Genomic DNA, 17,472 nt, shown 5'->3' with positions numbered 1-17,472 from the left:
TCTTATACCTCTACAGTGCTGTCATTAGAATGACCGTTTATATTATGAACATCATCAAGTTCAGTGGAAGGATCATCATTGACAGGTTGTTGAAACAATTTGTCAAGCTGAACTGCAAGAAATACTGCACTATATATTATGCTGACTGTTACGCTTAAGTTGAAATTATAGATTATACCATTACCTAAGTTTATTGGTATAGTTGGAGTCTCTATCCTTCTTAATATGAAGTTTAATAAACCTAACGACAAAGTTAATGTGCTAATAATAAGGTCCTTCTTACACTCAGCAGACTTTTCAGGATCCTTATTATCCAGATATTCCTTGCATGTATAATAATAGCTTATAGGTTCTGAAATGAACAAAAATAGGATCGTTGAGGTTAAGTTAATATAACTTATTATGTCTGTATTGCTTCCAGTGCAAAAATGGATGATTTTCAACATCATTAGCGCTTCTATGGTGCTGCTTGCAAGATTAGCCGATTTACCCACAATTTTTGCCAGCTCTTTTTTACTCTCAGGGTTTCTGTAATCCTTAATTAGATCCTGTAGAGTAAATGCAGAATGGGCAATGTATAGAATAGATGTCGGAAACTTTACTAGTCGAGCAACATTCCGTATAAGAAAGATATTGGATCTATTATTGTCAATGAACTCGCAGCAAAATTGCAGTGAAATCTTACACAATAGGGCTGTTAAACCTGTTGTGATGCAGATTACCTTCCTGAAATCATGATCATAAATATCATGCACCCTTTGTGCGAGTATGTTAGATTTCTTTTTTAGCTTGTTTGGCATGAAATAGTTAATAACTTCCTGTTATTCTATCACATAAAATCCTAAAAGAAAAGCCCTATGAATCAGGACTTCAAGGGAGATTTATGCACAAATCGGCCAAGCATTTTATAAACAAGGGATCGGTACTGAGAGTTGGCACACGAAAGTAATATCCATCCTTGATAATTGCTTTATATTCTATATCAAGTTCAACTAGAGTTTCTGAATGCTCAGAAACAAAAGATATAGGTGATAGAACTACAGGTACACCATCAGCTTTTGCGCGTAATAGCTCACTTTCAGTGCTTGGCTCTAGCCATTTTACAGGACCAATCTTACTCTGATAACATATTGACCAATCTAAGTTATTGATAGCTAACTTTTCTACTATTAACTCTACGCTTCTTTCTACCTGTGAAGCGTAAGGGTCGCCCTTTTTAATGATACTAAGAGGTAAGCTATGGGCTGAAAATAGGACTCTTGGTTTACCGATTTTTCTAGCCAATTTATAGTACTTAGCTATCAGATTAGTGTGAGCTTCAATAAAATCTTGGTTATCATAATAACGGTGAATCATTTTTGTATTGCATTTTAGGCCATACCGTTTAGCATTTTTTTGCCAATTCTCGATGGATGACAGAGTTGTGGTAGTTGAATATTGTGGATACAGTGGCAGCAGAATTACTTCGTCAGGATCAAACTGTTTTACACTTTCAATAACTTCGTCAGCAAATGGACGCCAATAGCGCATGCAGATGAATACCTTGTGTACATGGTTTCTATTTTCGTTTAATTTTAGTTCTAAAGCATTAGCTTGCATTTTTGTATTCTCTAGAATTGGCGATTTACCTCCAATTTCCTCGTATATTTTTCGTGCAGTATTTTCTCGTTTCGCAGATATAAACTTTGCTAAAAGAAACCGAAAGGGATTCGGTAGATTGATTATTCTCCTGTCATAAAAAAGGTTGAATAAAAAAGGACGGACCGCATTTAGTGAATCAGGCCCGCCAAGATTAAATAAGATAACTGCCTTTTTCACCTACGCACTACTACAACAAGTTACTTCTGGGGTGCCTATAAAATTAGCTACACACTCATCAAATTTAGTTATAGGCACTAAATTTCTTACACTGGCATACAATAAGTGGCCTGATCTCTTCAGGTTACTCTTGGTGGATGTGAAGTTCCAATCGAAAAATGTATCGACAAAAAGACTTGGTACCGTTTCAAGAAGTTCAACAGCAGCTAAAGATAGCATTATACAACTTTGCAGGACATTCAGAAGAACCTTGAGGGGAAAAAGTAAAACTTTAACGAAAAGAGAGGTGCTACTTGTTTCATCCAGTAGTCGCCCTGAGTTAGGCGAATTATACTCGGTGTGTTTTCTATTTTGATCAAAGATAGGAAATTTTATAGTATCTTTCTTAAATTCCGCGTCTATTTCTTTTCTACTATGGTTAGTGATTTTTTCCATTAACTTCTCACGCAGATGAAAAGTTCTGACAATAAAACATGTGGCAATCATTAAGGAAGCACATAAAAGTGCGCATTGCATGAGGCTCATACTGCCTAGCATAGCTGGCAGTGCAAAACAAACAAGCGGTGCTATGATTGTCATTTCAAGAAATGGAATAGTGTTTCTTTTCATTGCAAAAGCAGCACCTTTTTTTAATTCTGTATTATGATGTAAGCTATATTCCAAAAAGCTTAAAAAGGCCAAATTAAAAGTTAAAAATCCTTTTGTTCCACAAAAAAGTGATGACTTAAAGTTACTTACTAATTTTTTAGTAGTAGATTTAGCTTGTTTTTTAGTGGTAGGCTCAGCTTGTTTAGTAGTGTTATTTTTACAACATTCACCCATACAATACCTCCTTGATGGTTTATCCTTAACTATAAATAAAAAACTACTTTTATCAAATCAAAATTTACAATAAAATAAATCTATAAATATACTATTTTATATAAGGAAACAATATGGCAATTGAGAAGACACTTTCGATATTAAAACCTGATGCAGTAAAAAATAATATTACAGGCAATATAAATTCCTACATCGAACAATCTGGGCTGAAAATCACAGCACAAAAAATGATGTTACTAACAAAAAAACAAGCAGAGCTGTTTTATGAAATTCATAAAGATAGGCCTTTTTTTGGGGAATTAGTAGAGTTTATGACCTCTGGTTCTGTGGTAGTTCAAGTTTTAGTTGGTGAAAATGCAGTAAGTAAATACAGACAAATCATGGGAGCTACCGATCCAAAGCAGGCAGATAAAGGCACAATCAGGGGTGATTTTGCTGATGATATTAGTGAAAATAGAGTCCACGGCTCGGATAGTCTAGAAAATGCTCGTAAGGAGATAGCTTTCTTTTTTGCTGAATGTGAGTTGGTGTAGTTAACTCAGATTGGCGTCATCCAAGTAGCTGACAACATAGAAACGAAAAAACTTACTTGACACCCTTCGCCAGCGCCCTTATCATGATAGTGAAGCTATTGTATTTGCTTTCGCCAATCTGCAGATTAAAAGGTAAGGATTACTTAATGTATCGGCGTCTTATGTTCAATTTTTTGCAGTATATAGATACTGTATGTCTTTACAAAACTTCATCTACATCTAGATTTTTATCTAAATAAGCTGAACGCGCTTATAAAGCGTTACAAGACATCAAAAAATGCCAATACTCGACAGAGATAGTAAAAGACTAGCTAACTCGGGGATTCTTTGTCTTTTTTTCTGCTTAGTAAATTTCTTAAACATTTGCAGCGTAAGTTAGTTGCAATTAAAAGCGGCTGAATCTCGCTTGTCAAGCGTTTAAAACATAAAAAACGCCAATATTTTAAAGCGGATAATAACCACAGGGCTTCTTTTGCCTTTTTTTTCATTTGGTAAATTTCTTAATGTTTATGGCTAAACGACAACCGTCATCCCGCTGCTTGTTAGCGGGATCTCTTGTTAGCGGCTGAGATACCGCGAATGAATCGCGGTATGACGTAGGACTGCTGTCATTCCAGTCTGGAATCTAGTTCTTATTGTACATTTACTTGGTAGAGTTAAATTTCCTGGATCCAAGTAGTCGGCTACTCGGATGACAGGAGAAGGTACTGCCGTCATAAAGGAACCAGTGTCAGCTACTTGGATGATACCTTTTTTCTACTTAGTTTGGGTTATGCAAGAAGTCTATTATAATCAGGCTTTAAATGTGCGGAAGTAATTTTTTTCGTTAAAGTAAAAAATTTTTTCTATAGCTGATCAAAGTGGGATCAAGAGAAACTTACCACTTTCTTTACAAAGGGTTTGATGTTACCATTTGACTGCCTATTCTGAATTTATTGAATGAACGTTAACATAAAAAATCTAGTTCATGCTTTCTCTAAATTGCCAAGTTTAGGGCCATCATCATCACGCAGGTTAGTTATACATTTACTCCAAAACAAAGAAAAAGTTATGCTACCACTTGCATCTTTGATTAAAGAGCTAGCAGATCTTATAATAGAGTGTGAAGTTTGCGGAAATCTAGATACTAAGTCACCTTGTTCTATTTGTACTAACCCAAAACGTGACACTAAGTTACTGTGTGTAGTAGAAGAATTAGGTGATCTATGGGCGTTTGAAAAAGGAAATATATATTCAGGTTTATACCATGTTTTGGGTGGCAGATTGTCTGCAATAAATGGCATAGGTCCAAAAGAACTCAACCTTGACACTATTCTGAAAAGAGTGACAGAGTCTAAAATTGAAGAGATAATTATCGCAATTAATCCGACATTAGAGGGCCAAGTTACTGCACAATATATAATTGAATTGCTAAAAAATTTGGATGTGAAAATATCACGCCTTGCTTGCGGCATACCAATGGGCGGAGAAATTGACTATCTTGATGAAGGAACGCTGAGGATAGCACTTACTTCAAGACAAGAATATGAGTTAAATATAAAATAAGACATGTGCTTAAAAAAACTTATATCGCTAATAACATTCAAAAAGAAAAAAATAGTGCCACCACTTAAAGTGGTGGCTTGGGAAAATGACCGCCTAAACTATAAGCAATTTTCAGGTAAATTCAACACTATAATTAAAACAATTGATCAGTCTTTTACAATAATATCTTTAGAAGGATATGATGGATGGGGCAAGACGTTTTTTTTGAAAGAATGGGTAAAAGAGTTAAAACAGCAAAATGAAATTGTAGCTTATTATAGTGCATGGGATATCAATGCATTGGACCAACCACTTCCTTCTTTTTTAAATTTTCTATTTGAAGATTTATTTGCATCGTATGAAGTAAAAAGAAGCGTTATACAACAGTTCAAGAACATAAACCAAGAGCTATTTTCTCTAAACACACTAGGAAAGCTGATCAGTAAATCTCCACTTGCTATGCTTTCAGTATTTCTTGATGCTGCAAAAGAGGCTGATAAAAAAGACATAGGTTTTGTCTTGAGTGAATTAAGTCTTCTCCAAAGAAGAAAAGAGAGTACTAGAGATTTCAAAATACAGTTAGCGGATGTGGTTAATAAAATCAGAAAAGACAAAAACATTTATATAATGGTGGATAATCTTGATGTGTGCCGTCCTAAATTCGTTGTCGATTTTTTGGAATCTATAAAGTATATGCTTGATGTGGAGGGGCTGGTTTTCATTATTTCTGTAAGTAAAGATAAGAGTAATGTACAAAGAGCAATCAGCACAATACTTGGACCAAATTTTGACCTAAAATCTTTTACTGATCTCTCTTTACATTTGCCAAAACAACCGATAGAAAAATTTACAAAAGAACTATTTGAAAATATTAAATTACCGAAAAAGTCAAAAAATTTGATTGTAGATAGTTTTATATTTTATGCAGAAAGCCTGTCACTATCGTTAAAAACAATAGAATACTGCGTAAAAAAAATAAAGCTGTGTCTTCTGAATCACACAAGAGAAGAATTACCTGATCCGAATTTGTTTGCATTTTTGGTAATACTGCAATCAATAAATATTGATATATATGAGGAACTAGATTCCTCATGTCAAAGATCCTTGGAAAAAATTGAAAATGAATATAAATCTTTAGTTCTAAATGGTCAAGAAGAATGGGAAAAACTTAAAACCTCTCTAGAAACTGCTTTTGCAGAGAGGGAGTCAAAAATTAACAAAGCTATAAAGGATATACTATTTTGAAAAGATACCCTACCTTCACATATACAAAGATAGGGTAACATTTGATTAACGCCCTTTTACTATGTCATTACCTTGTTCAAACTTTCTGATTAATTCGCTTACATTGACATTAGATAATTTTTTACCTGCAAATTTGTCATTATGTGAAGCATCAGGTTTACGAAGGTCTTCCTTACTGTTACTCCTAGTAATATTACATCTGACAATGTTTGAATTATTAGACTTACCGCTTACATCTGAAATATTGCTTTTTTCACTACATGAAGACGAATTACTCGACATATTGCCTAAGCTAAAGAGCTTTTTACCTTGATAGATTGGATTCCAATCAAGTGGATTATAAGTTTTTTTGCTAGTCTCAACCTTTTGGTTATTTTGCTGTTTAGGAGAAAAACCAAGTTTTTCTCTTTCTTTCTTGCTTAGCGTTTTGAGAAATTTTACGGTTTCTAATTCATCAGTTGCTTGTACTTTATGTAAATCAAAGCTTTTTTGATGGTTATCCTGCTTAACATTTTCCATCATTTTATCTTTTATTGTTCTATCCTCATCATCAGAAGTGCTGCTACTAACATCACTGATACCACTATCCCCTGAATCACGGCGTTGTTTGTTAGGAGTGCTATGAATGTTGTCTTCCATGAGTTTTCGCATTGTTGGGCCAAATGTTCTTCCAAGATTGCTACTTACTGTTTTATTACTATCATTTGCTTGGGAATAAGATGCATTTTGCTCAAAAATTGCTCTTATTCCAGCAAATTTAACTTGGGAAGATTTTGGAGGAACAGGTGGAGCAACCATACCTTTCGAGTTTTCATTTTTAGGAAAAATTTTTGGATTATTTTTTTCTACTGTAGTATTCATTTTTTTACCTCTAAGCCTATTAACTAGTAGAATTATAAACTTAGAGGTATTAATTTTGTAATAACAATGCTAATAGGTTACCGCAGTTTCAATAAACATCACCAGAGGATTCTCTATATAATGCTTAAAGGCATTTAAAAACTTTGCTCCGAGTGCCCCATCAACTGCTCTATGGTCAACAGAGAGCATTACTGTCATTATTTCTGCTATTTCTATTTTCTCATTCATAACAATTGGTTGTTTTTTAGATGCACCAACTGCCATAATGCAAGATTGCGGCGGATTGATTATAGCACTGAAGGCTTTTATACCAAACATCCCTAAGTTGGAGATAGTAAACCCTCCTCCTTGAAACTCTTCAGGTTTCAATTTTCCAGATCTTGCTCTGCTTACTAAATCTTTCACTTCTTTTGATATAGATAAAATACCCTTTTTATCAGCATTTTTTACTATAGGAGTAATTAGCCCATCTTCAAGTGCCACAGCGATTGAAATATCTATATTTGAATATCTCAGTATTTTATTATCTATCCACGAAGAATTTATATCAGGAAATTTTTTCATGCTGAAAGCTGCAGCTTTTATGATTAGATCATTAATTGTTACTTTATTGTTTTCATCTGCTGAGTTAATCTCGTTTTTTAACGATATTAACTTATCAACCTGGCAGTCTACAGTTAAATAAAAATGTGGAACATTCTGTTTTGATTCAGTCAGGCGCTGTGCTATCACTTGGCGCATGTTGCTTACTTCAACTATGGTATCTTTCTCAGGACTTTCAGTATGTATACCACTGCCTAAAAACTCCAACACATCAGCCTTAATTATGCGACCATATGGTCCTGTACCTTTTAATTGCTGCACATTAACCCCTTCATTTTGAGCTATTTTCTTAGCTAATGGGCTTATTTTTGTTCTACCTTCTGCATAACCCTCTGTCATCTGAGTAGCTGACACTGGGATCCATTCTTCTTTTCTAGATCCCAGTGTCAAGCACTGGGATGACATTGAGGGGTTGGATTCCAGCGTCACGCGCTGGAATGACACCGAAGAATGACTTATTGGCTTTCCGTTTAAATCTTGGTGTTCTGATTTTTGATTATCAACAGCACTTTTTGTCACTTCCTTTTTAACTGCACTATTGATGGAAGTTGAAGTATAGTTGTTAAGTGCACTTTCATCTTCTCCTTCTTCCAGCATTAAAGCTATTGGTTGATTTACAGGCACGCCACTTGTTCCTTCTGTTACTAAAATTTTTGCTAAAACTCCTTCATCTATAGATTCAAACTCCATTATGGCTTTATCAGTCTCTATCTCAGCAATTACGTCGCCTACTTCAACTTTGTCTTGTTCTTTTTTATGCCACTTTACAATTTTTCCTCCAGTTTTGCTCATTGTCGGTGAAAGAGCAGGCATTAATATTTCTATAGGCATTGATTTTGCATTTAAAGATCTATTCAATTTTTAATTTACTCTTTATCTTATGTCAACCTAATCGTGAATTATGATGAATAAGTCTGTTACACTATCCCTCACGTCATCCCAGTGCGTAACACTAGGATCTTGGTTCAGTACTATTATCCTATTGTTTTTATTATTTAGCCATAGCTTGTTTGCTAACAACTTTGTTTCAACCAAATCAAATAAGATCAACATGAGAACGGGGCCAGGGTTTCACTATCCTGTAAAATGGATATACACTTGCAAAAATCTGCCCCTGAAAGTGATAGAAGAGTTTGAGAGTTGGAAAAAGGTCTGCGATATAGATGAAGACTGCGGATGGATAAAAGGCAATCTTCTTAGTGATAAGCGCTACACGATTGTAAAAGAAGATACTTATGGATATCAAAAACAGAGTGTAGACAGCAAGATTACTATAAAAATAGACAAATTTGTTGTAATGAAAATAGAAAAGTGTAACGAAGAATGGTGCTTTCTTTCCACCCCAAAACGCAAAGCATGGGTACAAAAAAAACATATATATGGGGTTGATTAGGTTGACAAAAGATCTGAATTAACACTAGTTTCTGGGCCTTCTGTAGCATGCTCTTCAGATGAAGCAGAGGGTTCTTGAGGCTCTGGAGACTGTACAGGGCTATCACAGAAACTCCTTAACATCTCCTCAGCGGATGAATCTAAAATTTGTACAATAGACTTTTCACTCTGCTCTTTTAGCGATTGATCCACTCTAGAAATCAACTCAGAAAACTCGCTACCTGATTTTTCAGCTTCACTTTTTATTTTACTTTCTATGCTTGCAATATTACCTTGGTCAATTTCTTCTTTTGTTATGTTGAATGACTTTGCAACATCTTGATATCCAATCTTGCAATTTCCACAACCAATTATGCAAAAAGTAATAGAATCAGATATTTCGCTTGCAGCCCAATTATGTATAGTGTAAGCCAAATAATTGTCATGGTATTTAATGCTAAATTGTTGTTCTATTAACTCAGAAATTTTATTCTTTAGAGACATAAAGCACCCTCCTACATTCGTTATACCTTTTTGTTAAGATACAGCAATTACACCATTTACTACATGCTTTACTTTAATTAATTATTAAGACAAGAGCATCATTTCCAGAGCTATATCTTTTTACCTTGATAATTCTTTTTTGACTTCCTCTTTAATTATCCCACTTATATTCACGTTAAGATCCCCTACCCAAAAATCAGTCATAGTTTCAAGATCGTATAGATCCTCTATTACTTTTTTAATAGCAGCATTTATTTCTTCTTCGTCAAATTCCTTTATAATAGGTCTAATCTTCACATACCCTGGAGAGCCTTTACCATAAATTCCTTTGCTTTTATTAATGCAGCCACCTGCACCAGATCTACTGCTTCTCAAACCACTTCCACACTCTACTGTTTCATACTTGATTTCACCATTTTCTATATATGCTATTTGATTGTCTTGTGTAGACTTCAGTTTATCTGCCTTTACAATTTTCTCCTCTAGCTTTAAATCTTGCTTATGAATTACTGTTTCCTCATAACCCTTACCACCGTATGTTCTATACTCACCTCCACCTGCAACAGTAATCAGTTGCTGGCAATGTTGCTTCTGCGAATTGCACATTTCTATGAAAACAGGTCCCCCGTCCTTATCTGAGAGGTTACTTTCCTGGTTACCCCCTCCCTCTGTGACTTGCACCTTAATTATAGGATAATTAGGATCGATTTTCAGTTTAGCTTTAATATAATCTCCTGGCATCCCTACTCTGCTTTCAGTAGAATGGCATTTTTGATTGTCACAGCCACTACCTTGTATATGACCTGCTTCACCACTTCCCCACGCTTCTATTTTAATACGATCAAATTTTATTGATAAGTCATCTGTATAAACATCTTTATTTTTATGATCATAGGATTTTTCATTATTTTTTTCAAGATCTGGTTTCTTATTTTTCAGCTGTTCCTTGATTATCTCTTTTAATTTTTCTTTTAATTTCTTTTTGAGACCTTCTAAATCGAACCTACACAATTTATCAGCGTAAAAGACCTCCATTCTGTTTGCTTTTATTGGTGCTTCTGGTTGCGTGACAACGCCATTTGTATTTTGTGAAATCTTTGTATAAAAAGGTTGAGTGTTTTTTTTGTCTACATATCGTGTTGAACGGCTGCATGTTCCAGTAAAGCAGATACAACCATCATCACCTTGATTACATTTTTCTCTATGCTCTACATCCGTCAATTTGTACACTACTTTCAGTCCTTTACTAGATTTAAATGTATCGTCTATCTCATCATTTCTTTTTACACAGTAACTGCATTTCCCCTTTTCCTGTTTATTGTTGTCAGGGAAGAAAACATACCCTTGCTTATTGAATATTATTTTATCTAACTCACTCTGATCTCTGTTTAAGAGATCGGCTCTTTTATTTTCCTTGCTTGGAAGATAATAGAACTGATTTGATTCCTTGGAGTAAACAGCATTGTATTTAGTATATCTTGTTCCCATTAATTTTAGTGGTATTATTTTATTTTCTCTTTTAAGAACAAACTCTTCTGGTTCTGGCTGCCATCCAGAAAGACAAAGCATTTTACTGTTAGAATTTCCTTTATACTTTACTTCTATTTCCGGCTGCCCAGAGTTATTAAATTCACATTGAATAGATTTGTCTTTTAACTTTTTCTCAAAATCATTAAAACTATAAAAACTTCCGCCTTTAGAACATTTAATTTGCACATCAGGAACATAGCCATATTCTTTCAGAACTTTAAATTGTTGCGGATTACTTTCTAATATACCTTCTATAATATTATCAATATTACTATCAGTTGTTTTTGCTACTATTGCTGGTTTTACTACTTTTAAAGATAGGGGGCCAATATTTACAGCGGTATTAACATTAAAAGTACATAAACCATCACTGTAGGTTCCACGTGCTTCATAAGTACAAGTGCTCTCGCTCATCTTCATTCTTATCTTTAACGTGTCACTCTGCTTTCCAGACGTGTTACTTTGTACTATTTCTACTACTTCAGGCTCTGGAGCAGGTGGTGCAGGGAAACAGCGGACGAACTGTGGATTTTTTTTGTCTATACTTTTAGTTCCATGGTATTCAGCGCAGAGCTGGCCCTTTTTTCTATAGGTTTTGAAGTAATAGTGAGTATCCTTATCTGTAACAGTATATGAGTGATTTGGAATGTTCTCATTATTTGAAACAACGTGTGGAAAACCTAACTCTTTTCTTTCCTCCAGTCCGCTAATTATCACCCCAACTCTTGGATCGAAGTAATCATTATCTTCATTTGTTATAGGAACAATTCTAACTTGTGGAGGTGACATCGCAAGTTGTTCACAGAATGGAGGGGGGCTAGGTGCAAGTGGCACAGGAGCACATTTTACTGCCGTTTGGTAGCAGGTATCACAGACTTTTTCCATCTCCCCAGGACGGAAAATATTCTCACCCGAAAATACTCTAGAACCCCATGAAGAAATTCCTGACATACAAGCCCCTTTTTGACTGCAAGCACATATTTTAGGAGAGTTAGCGAATCTTCTTTTTTCCTCATCAGTAACACCGTCTGCCCATTCCCATTTAAGACCCCGAGCAATTTCTCCTCCAGCTTTTGTTTTATCCCCTTCCCAATCAATAAAAGCTGCAGCAGAAACTCCAGCTCCTGTACCTTGCGTTCCATATATCTGGCGGCAGGATTCCCCACTTTGTAAGTCATAACAATAACTTTGTCCATCATAAGCACATACTCTAATTTTGGGATTAAAGTAACCATCAACTCCTTGATCTTTTATTGCTTGCACCTTAATTTCCTTTACCCAATCTCCACCAACTATTGCTTCCCACCAAGTATTACTTTCTACAAATGTTGGACAATCAGCATATCCTTGATACGAAAGACCAAGTATCAAAAAAAATATCAATAAGAAATTAAGCCTTACACTTCTCATAAAATACCGGTAACCACTCATTAACTTCTTCTCCTTTTTCTTTTATTGCCTCATACATATACTTTATAGTCTCTTTGTTAGCTGAAAGTACATGTATTTCTTGCATATCCTTCAAATCCAGATTTAAGGTTACTAATCCTTTGTACTGTTTTATCAAAAATAAACCTTCCTGTGTTGGCGTCTGCAGAATTATATTCAGCTCCTCTTTCGATAGAGAAAATGCCTTCATGTATAATCTATTTGCATTGACGTTCGGCATCAAGATTCTTGTATCAACATGTTTATCTAAATATTGAGTAAATTTGCTAGCAAATGCGAGATTTAAATTTTCAGTACTTAGGATTACTACAACATTTAGTTCCGTCATTCTTTGCATCCAGTTATCAAACTCTTTCTCTGTAGGAAAAATATTACTTATCTCCCATGCTTCATCCAAAACAAGTATTGCAGGCGAGCCATCACATTTTGCCTCAAAAGAATATAAAAAATAGTAAAGTATCACGGACATACATTCCTTTTGTTTTGTAAGGTTTGCGGTGTTGAGAGATATAATTTTTGTTTCCCAGTCAATATCTGATTCATTACCATCTTGAAATAAGTAAGCAAAGTCACCATCGTCACACCATCTACTTATCTTACCCCCAAGGAGCAAGAGCACCTCAGAAATTTGTGAAATAGAACGTGATTCCTTGGGTATAGCAAATATAGAATCCACAATTTTTCTTATCTTTTCTTCTACGTCCACCAAGCTCGTATCGGCTACCATTCTTCTGATCAGTTCAACCAACATATTGCGATTGGAAGCACTATCTTCAATGTTTAGTGGATTAAATTTTAGGCTTTTGTCCTTATATTTTGGATCGATTATGTAATATTTACCACTCACTGCTTTAGTAAAAATTATTGATTTTCCAGTGTTATCCAATATGACAATTCTTGGGTTAAACTTTCTTGATTCTGATAATAGAAAATTAATGAGTGAAGTTCTGCCTGAATTTGGAGCTCCGAGTATCGTAGTATGGCCATTATTTCTTTTTCCATGAAAATTAAAGAAGTAAGGATTTCCTTTTTTTGAGAAAAAAATCATTACCGCTTCTTTCCACCTTCTTCCTTTTAATGTACCTGACGTAAAATCGTGCAGCATAGCAAAGCTGCAAGCGTATTTTGTTAAGATATTTTTCGGTTGCGTAATAAAAGCAAAATTGCCTGGAAGTTGTGCCCAAAAATGACTTTCCATATGTAAATCAGTTCTAAACATCATGAAGCCAACTAATGACATTATAGAAGATAAATCACTAATACTTTCAGCTAACTTATTCCTATCATCTGCAAATATTGTAAAAATAATTTTCTGTTGGCAGAAGTCTATACTAGAGGTCTTTTCAAGCTCTATTATTTCTTCAATTCCTGAGCTTTTAAGTAAGGTATTATCCTCACTAATTTGCAGCATGTTGATTTGTTTTTTAAATTCTTTTATTGGTTTGTTATTACTAGTAAATATCATTATTTCTGTAATGATAAATTCAGATTCAAGCTGCAAGCATCTATCTATATTACCTAAAGAGATTTCCCGGTATTCTTTTATGCTGAAAATAGAGCCAAATTTCTGTTGATTTTCAAATATTGTTTGAAACGTATTGAAACCAAAAGCTATTTTAAAATTTCTAATATATTGCGACAGGTCCCTTTCATGTATTGGATAATCTTTGTGCGTTAATGTAACAATATAGTGGAGAAATTCTATCATTTCAGAATATATTTTACCTTCACTAAACCTTAGACTCAGTTTTTTAGCTCCAAAAGGTCCTAAATCATTTTGAATTACGTCAGTTATCTTTTGCAACTCCTGATGGCTTTCTTGTAAAGACAACTTATGCTTATTCTTTATTCTATTGAAAAAAAACGAATTATTAGTATGCTTGCCAAAATCGCTAAACAATATTACAATGTATAGTTCATTTATATACTGTAATTTACTATCAGTTAGTTTATTAAACCACGTTGAATGTAGGTTGTCAGAGAAGTCTTCAGTTTTATTCCATTTCAAGCTCAGTTTATTGCGCTTTCTAACGGTATGAATCCAAACGGTAAAATACAGGCTATTAATATTTTTTGATATGCTTTTTCTAATTTCAGTTCTGAGGTCGCTGTAGTTATCAACAGAAGAATAATCTTCTAACTTGATTATTTTTAACAATTCTCCCTGTTTTGTTAGTATGGTTTCTTCATCGTAATGACAAGCATAAGGAACAAAATCTAAATCAATGCTTTCTAGTAATGCTAAGTTGTTCTTTTTTTTAAGCTTAGAGTTAACTGTTGGTACTTTTAACTGCATATGCGTATTCAATAAAGATAATTAAAAAAGATAAAAATACTATCTTAATTTTTATCTTTTTTTTCGCTATCGGATTGTAATTTTATATCTTTTGCAAAGTTAAATTTTTCTTTTAAGTAGTCTGTTGCCTTTTCTGTACTACCGAACATCAGGACCAGTACACCAAACATTATCATAAAAAAGATTAGACCTCTGAACACTACTGCAAGTATCACTGCAGCTATACACAACCCTATGATTGTTGAAGGACTCATATTTTCTACAGTATCTTTAACTGAAAATGAAGAAATAAAATTTTTTACCGTTTCTTGTATACCCTTTAATTCATCACTCGCCGAACTTGCTTCGCTAGAATATGATGCAAAAATGAAACTTAATAAGGCTATAAAAACCAAAACTTTATTCAATTGAATGCGCATCAACTAAACACCTTTTAAACATTCCTCAAATATAACAACTTTTATATCAATAGGCAAGAACTGAATTCACTTATCCACTACAAGTAACACATATTTAATTTTTACCGCTGTGAACATGCTGTAAGCTCTTATCATCAACAAGAGGACTCACATTAATGGATGTTAATTTACTTGATAGGAAGTTTGAATGCAATTCAGCTACTGCTGCTATAGCAAGCACTGCAACCATAGCAAGTAGTCCTGCTCCTATCAATCCTGATGTCATTGCTCCTGCAACAATGCACCCTATTGTGGAGAGAGCACAACCTGCTACAAATGCAACGTGAAGATTTCTGTTATTGGGTTGGTTTTTAAGTAGGATATCTTTCTTAACTTGATCTGGATTTGCTTGACCATCTGAGTTTTCATTTTCTTGCATTTTTGGCTCTTTTTTTACAGTCTGCTCTGGCTGCACTTGAGTCTCGTTTTCTTTTGGGGATTCCAAATTTGATTCTAATAACTCAGTTTTTTCTCCACCCTCTGGTTGTAAGCCATTATCTTCTTCAACAGAGCTCAATGTTGAGTTTAAACTTTCCTCAGATGAAGTGCTTGCTATTGATGTTAAACTGTTTTTTCTACTATTTATTGGTGATATCGAGTTTTTTTCACTCAGTCCAGGTGAGTTTATTCCACTATCTGAACCACTACCGTTACCAAGCTTAGGAGTTTTTATATTCTTCTTTAATTGCTCCATAACTTTACTATATTTTCTAGATACCTCTTTCGGAATATCTAATTGGCCAAGTATTTTAGTATCACCACTTTTTTTCTCAGCTACATTCAAGGGTGTTTCTTGTGTGTTGTTTTGCTCTTCAATATGTCCTAGCTGCATTTGATCTTCAATATTTTCTTCAACAGCATTTGGTATTGAGCTTACACTGCTGCTCCTGTTAGTAATATCCAAAATTGTTTTCACTATTTTTCCTCTTTTTGTTTGTGGTCTTTGTGATTGTTCTCTTTCATTGTTAAATACTGTAGGTACAGCTAGTTCTTCTGATTTTATTACTTCATCTTTCAATGCAGGAAGAAAGTTTTCGATATAATACTTATAATGTTTTTGATATTCCTCTTGTTTTTCTGGTGATTTTTCTAATTGTTCTCTCAGCGATTTTTCTAATTCAGTTAATACCTCAGGACTAGCTCCTTCCTTGAACAACTCTATGCATTTTTTGATAGTTCCATCTCCATTTTTTTTTGGGCTTTCATGATTATGTGTTTTTTTTGTTACCTTTTTGTATATAGTGTCGTGCAATTGTTGGTTAATAACTTCTTTATTATTCTGAGGTTTTTTTAAAGTACCTGGCATAGACTCCTCCATACAAATAAAATGTATAGATACCTCTTTAGCGTTAATTTTACATTAAAATTGGATAATTATGCCATATTATGGATAATTAATGGCAACTTGCTTATTGTGAGGTCGCTTAACTATTTGCTTTCTGGGTTTTCTACTTCTACAGATTTGCTCTCAATATAATTGTTTGCTTGTTGAACTAACATATCCACTACTTCTTTTACAGGCTTTTCCCTATCAACCATGCCAACACTTTGACCGGCCATTAAAGATCCCGTTTCAACATCTCCTTCAATCACTGCTCTTCTTAAAGCTCCAGCCCAGAACTTTTCTATTTCAAGCTGCCCATCTTCTTTTGAGATCTGTCCCTTTTGGTATTCATCAATAACTTCTTTTTGACGCTTCATAAAGTCATCACTTGCTTTGTTGGCTATAGCTCTTACAGGAATTACAGGAAAATCAGCACTTATCTGTACAGAAGGTATTGCATTACGTGCGGCCGATTTAATAAACACTTCCTTGAAATTTTTGTGGGCAATTGACTCATTAGTGCAGACAAATAATGTACCTATTTGACAGCCACTTGCTCCCATTTCCAGGTAATTAATTATCATTTCACCTCTTCCTATTCCACCTGCAACAAACACTGGTATTTGTTCATTTTTAAAATGAGGCAATATCTCTTGTGCAAGAACAGAAGTGCTAACTGGACCTATATGCCCACCTGCTTCCATTCCTTCTATTATTAATGCATCTACTCCCATTTTTACTAACCTTTTCGCAAGGCTTAATGCTGGTGCAAAGCACATAACTTTAATGCCCGCACCCTTGATTTTTTCTATATTAGGCTTTGTTGGCAGTCCACCGGCAAGCACTATATGGCTCACTTTCGTTTCAATACACACATCTATCAACTCACTCAACTTTGGGTGCATAGTAATTAGATTTACACCAAATGGCTTGTTAGTTAATTGCTGCGTCTCTATGATTTCTTTTTTTAGCAAGTCTGGAAACATTGCACCACATGCAATCACACCAAAACCACCAGCGTTTGAGATTGCTGAGACCAAGTTTCTCTCTGAAACCCAGCTCATAGCACCACCCATTATAGCAAACTCACTGCCAAGAAAATCTGTTCCTTTTTTCCAGAGGCTACTTAACATA

17 protein-coding genes are annotated in these 17,472 nt (G+C 34.5%); 4 read left to right on the top strand and 13 right to left on the bottom strand.

All coding sequences use genetic code 11. The features are described from left to right. Positions 1–2: 2 nt before the first annotated feature. The 3 genes from ABWU72_RS02450 to ABWU72_RS02440 form a co-directional block, all read right to left on the bottom strand. Positions 3–800 carry a hypothetical protein gene (locus tag ABWU72_RS02450; protein ID WP_006280195.1) on the bottom strand — a complete coding sequence of 266 codons (798 nt, stop codon included), beginning with the start codon at positions 798–800 and terminating at the stop codon, positions 3–5. A 70-nt stretch (positions 801–870) separates the two neighbouring features. Beyond that, positions 871–1,818, bottom strand: coding sequence for a ferrochelatase (hemH, locus tag ABWU72_RS02445; RefSeq protein ID WP_007548918.1), 948 nt, complete (start codon positions 1,816–1,818; stop codon positions 871–873). After that, positions 1,819–2,640: a hypothetical protein gene (locus tag ABWU72_RS02440; protein WP_155969217.1), complete on the bottom strand. Its 822-nt coding sequence runs from the start codon at positions 2,638–2,640 to the stop codon at positions 1,819–1,821. A 113-nt stretch (positions 2,641–2,753) separates the two neighbouring features. Between ABWU72_RS02440 and ndk the strand changes: the two genes are divergently transcribed. Further along, complete coding sequence (gene ndk, locus ABWU72_RS02435; protein ID WP_015589428.1) at positions 2,754–3,173, top strand: nucleoside-diphosphate kinase; 420 nt, start codon at positions 2,754–2,756, stop codon at positions 3,171–3,173. A gap of 311 nt (positions 3,174–3,484) precedes the next feature. Here the strand turns inward: ndk and ABWU72_RS02430 are convergent, their stop codons facing one another. After that, a complete protein-coding gene (locus ABWU72_RS02430) occupies positions 3,485–3,661 on the bottom strand; it encodes a hypothetical protein (RefSeq protein WP_155968258.1) in 177 nt (58 codons plus the stop codon). 451 nt (positions 3,662–4,112) lie between these two features. Here ABWU72_RS02430 and recR point away from each other — a divergent pair, with 451 nt between their 5' ends. Both recR and ABWU72_RS02420 read left to right on the top strand, forming a co-directional pair. Next, positions 4,113–4,718 carry a recombination mediator RecR gene (recR, locus tag ABWU72_RS02425; protein ID WP_010963080.1) on the top strand — a complete coding sequence of 202 codons (606 nt, stop codon included), beginning with the start codon at positions 4,113–4,115 and terminating at the stop codon, positions 4,716–4,718. 3 nt (positions 4,719–4,721) lie between these two features. Then, a complete protein-coding gene (locus tag ABWU72_RS02420; RefSeq protein ID WP_155969219.1) occupies positions 4,722–5,942 on the top strand; it encodes a P-loop NTPase fold protein in 1,221 nt (406 codons plus the stop codon). Between the two features lie 45 nt (positions 5,943–5,987). Here the strand turns inward: ABWU72_RS02420 and ABWU72_RS02415 are convergent, their stop codons facing one another. The 3 genes from ABWU72_RS02415 to ABWU72_RS02405 all read right to left on the bottom strand — a co-directional run bounded on the left by ABWU72_RS02415 (position 5,988) and on the right by ABWU72_RS02405 (position 8,459). Then, positions 5,988–6,803, bottom strand: a complete 816-nt coding sequence (locus ABWU72_RS02415; RefSeq protein WP_155969221.1) for a hypothetical protein — start codon at positions 6,801–6,803, stop codon at positions 5,988–5,990. Between the two features lie 69 nt (positions 6,804–6,872). Then, on the bottom strand, positions 6,873–8,237 hold the full coding sequence (locus ABWU72_RS02410; RefSeq protein WP_353284056.1) for a pyruvate dehydrogenase complex dihydrolipoamide acetyltransferase: 1,365 nt from the start codon (positions 8,235–8,237) through the stop codon (positions 6,873–6,875). Positions 8,238–8,294: 57 nt separating this feature from the next. Continuing rightward, the gene (locus ABWU72_RS02405) at positions 8,295–8,459 is read right to left on the bottom strand and encodes a hypothetical protein (RefSeq protein ID WP_264328715.1); all 165 of its coding nucleotides are present in this window, start codon (positions 8,457–8,459) and stop codon (positions 8,295–8,297) included. On the opposite strand from ABWU72_RS02405, the gene ABWU72_RS02400 reads away from it, so the two are divergent. Then, complete coding sequence (locus ABWU72_RS02400) at positions 8,458–8,799, top strand: SH3 domain-containing protein (protein WP_231115835.1); 342 nt, start codon at positions 8,458–8,460, stop codon at positions 8,797–8,799. The two genes, ABWU72_RS02405 and ABWU72_RS02400, sit on opposite strands and share 2 nt — an antisense overlap. On the opposite strand, the gene ABWU72_RS02395 is transcribed toward ABWU72_RS02400, so the two are convergent. The 6 genes from ABWU72_RS02395 to ABWU72_RS02370 form a co-directional block, all read right to left on the bottom strand. After that, a complete protein-coding gene (locus ABWU72_RS02395; protein ID WP_010082090.1) occupies positions 8,796–9,281 on the bottom strand; it encodes a hypothetical protein in 486 nt (161 codons plus the stop codon). The two genes, ABWU72_RS02400 and ABWU72_RS02395, sit on opposite strands and share 4 nt — an antisense overlap. A gap of 120 nt (positions 9,282–9,401) precedes the next feature. Then, positions 9,402–12,221, bottom strand: a complete 2,820-nt coding sequence (locus ABWU72_RS02390) for a hypothetical protein (RefSeq protein ID WP_155969225.1) — start codon at positions 12,219–12,221, stop codon at positions 9,402–9,404. Continuing rightward, positions 12,202–14,556 (bottom strand): type VI secretion protein, encoded by a 2,355-nt coding sequence (locus ABWU72_RS02385; protein ID WP_353283844.1) that lies wholly within the window; start codon positions 14,554–14,556, stop codon positions 12,202–12,204. Before ABWU72_RS02385 ends, ABWU72_RS02390 begins: the two co-directional genes overlap by 20 nt. A 44-nt stretch (positions 14,557–14,600) precedes the next feature. Further along, the gene (locus ABWU72_RS02380; RefSeq protein WP_022626145.1) at positions 14,601–14,975 is read right to left on the bottom strand and encodes a hypothetical protein; all 375 of its coding nucleotides are present in this window, start codon (positions 14,973–14,975) and stop codon (positions 14,601–14,603) included. A gap of 94 nt (positions 14,976–15,069) precedes the next feature. Beyond that, positions 15,070–16,320, bottom strand: a complete 1,251-nt coding sequence (locus tag ABWU72_RS02375) for a hypothetical protein (RefSeq protein WP_155969231.1) — start codon at positions 16,318–16,320, stop codon at positions 15,070–15,072. 122 nt (positions 16,321–16,442) lie between these two features. Continuing rightward, complete coding sequence (locus ABWU72_RS02370; RefSeq protein WP_155969233.1) at positions 16,443–17,471, bottom strand: NAD(P)H-dependent flavin oxidoreductase; 1,029 nt, start codon at positions 17,469–17,471, stop codon at positions 16,443–16,445. Between the last annotated feature and the right edge of the window lies 1 nt (position 17,472).

Source organism: Wolbachia endosymbiont (group A) of Lypha dubia (assembly GCF_964028575.1).
In the GTDB taxonomy this organism is placed as follows: domain Bacteria; phylum Pseudomonadota; class Alphaproteobacteria; order Rickettsiales; family Anaplasmataceae; genus Wolbachia; species Wolbachia pipientis.
This window is presented reverse-complemented; position numbering and strand designations above follow the sequence as displayed.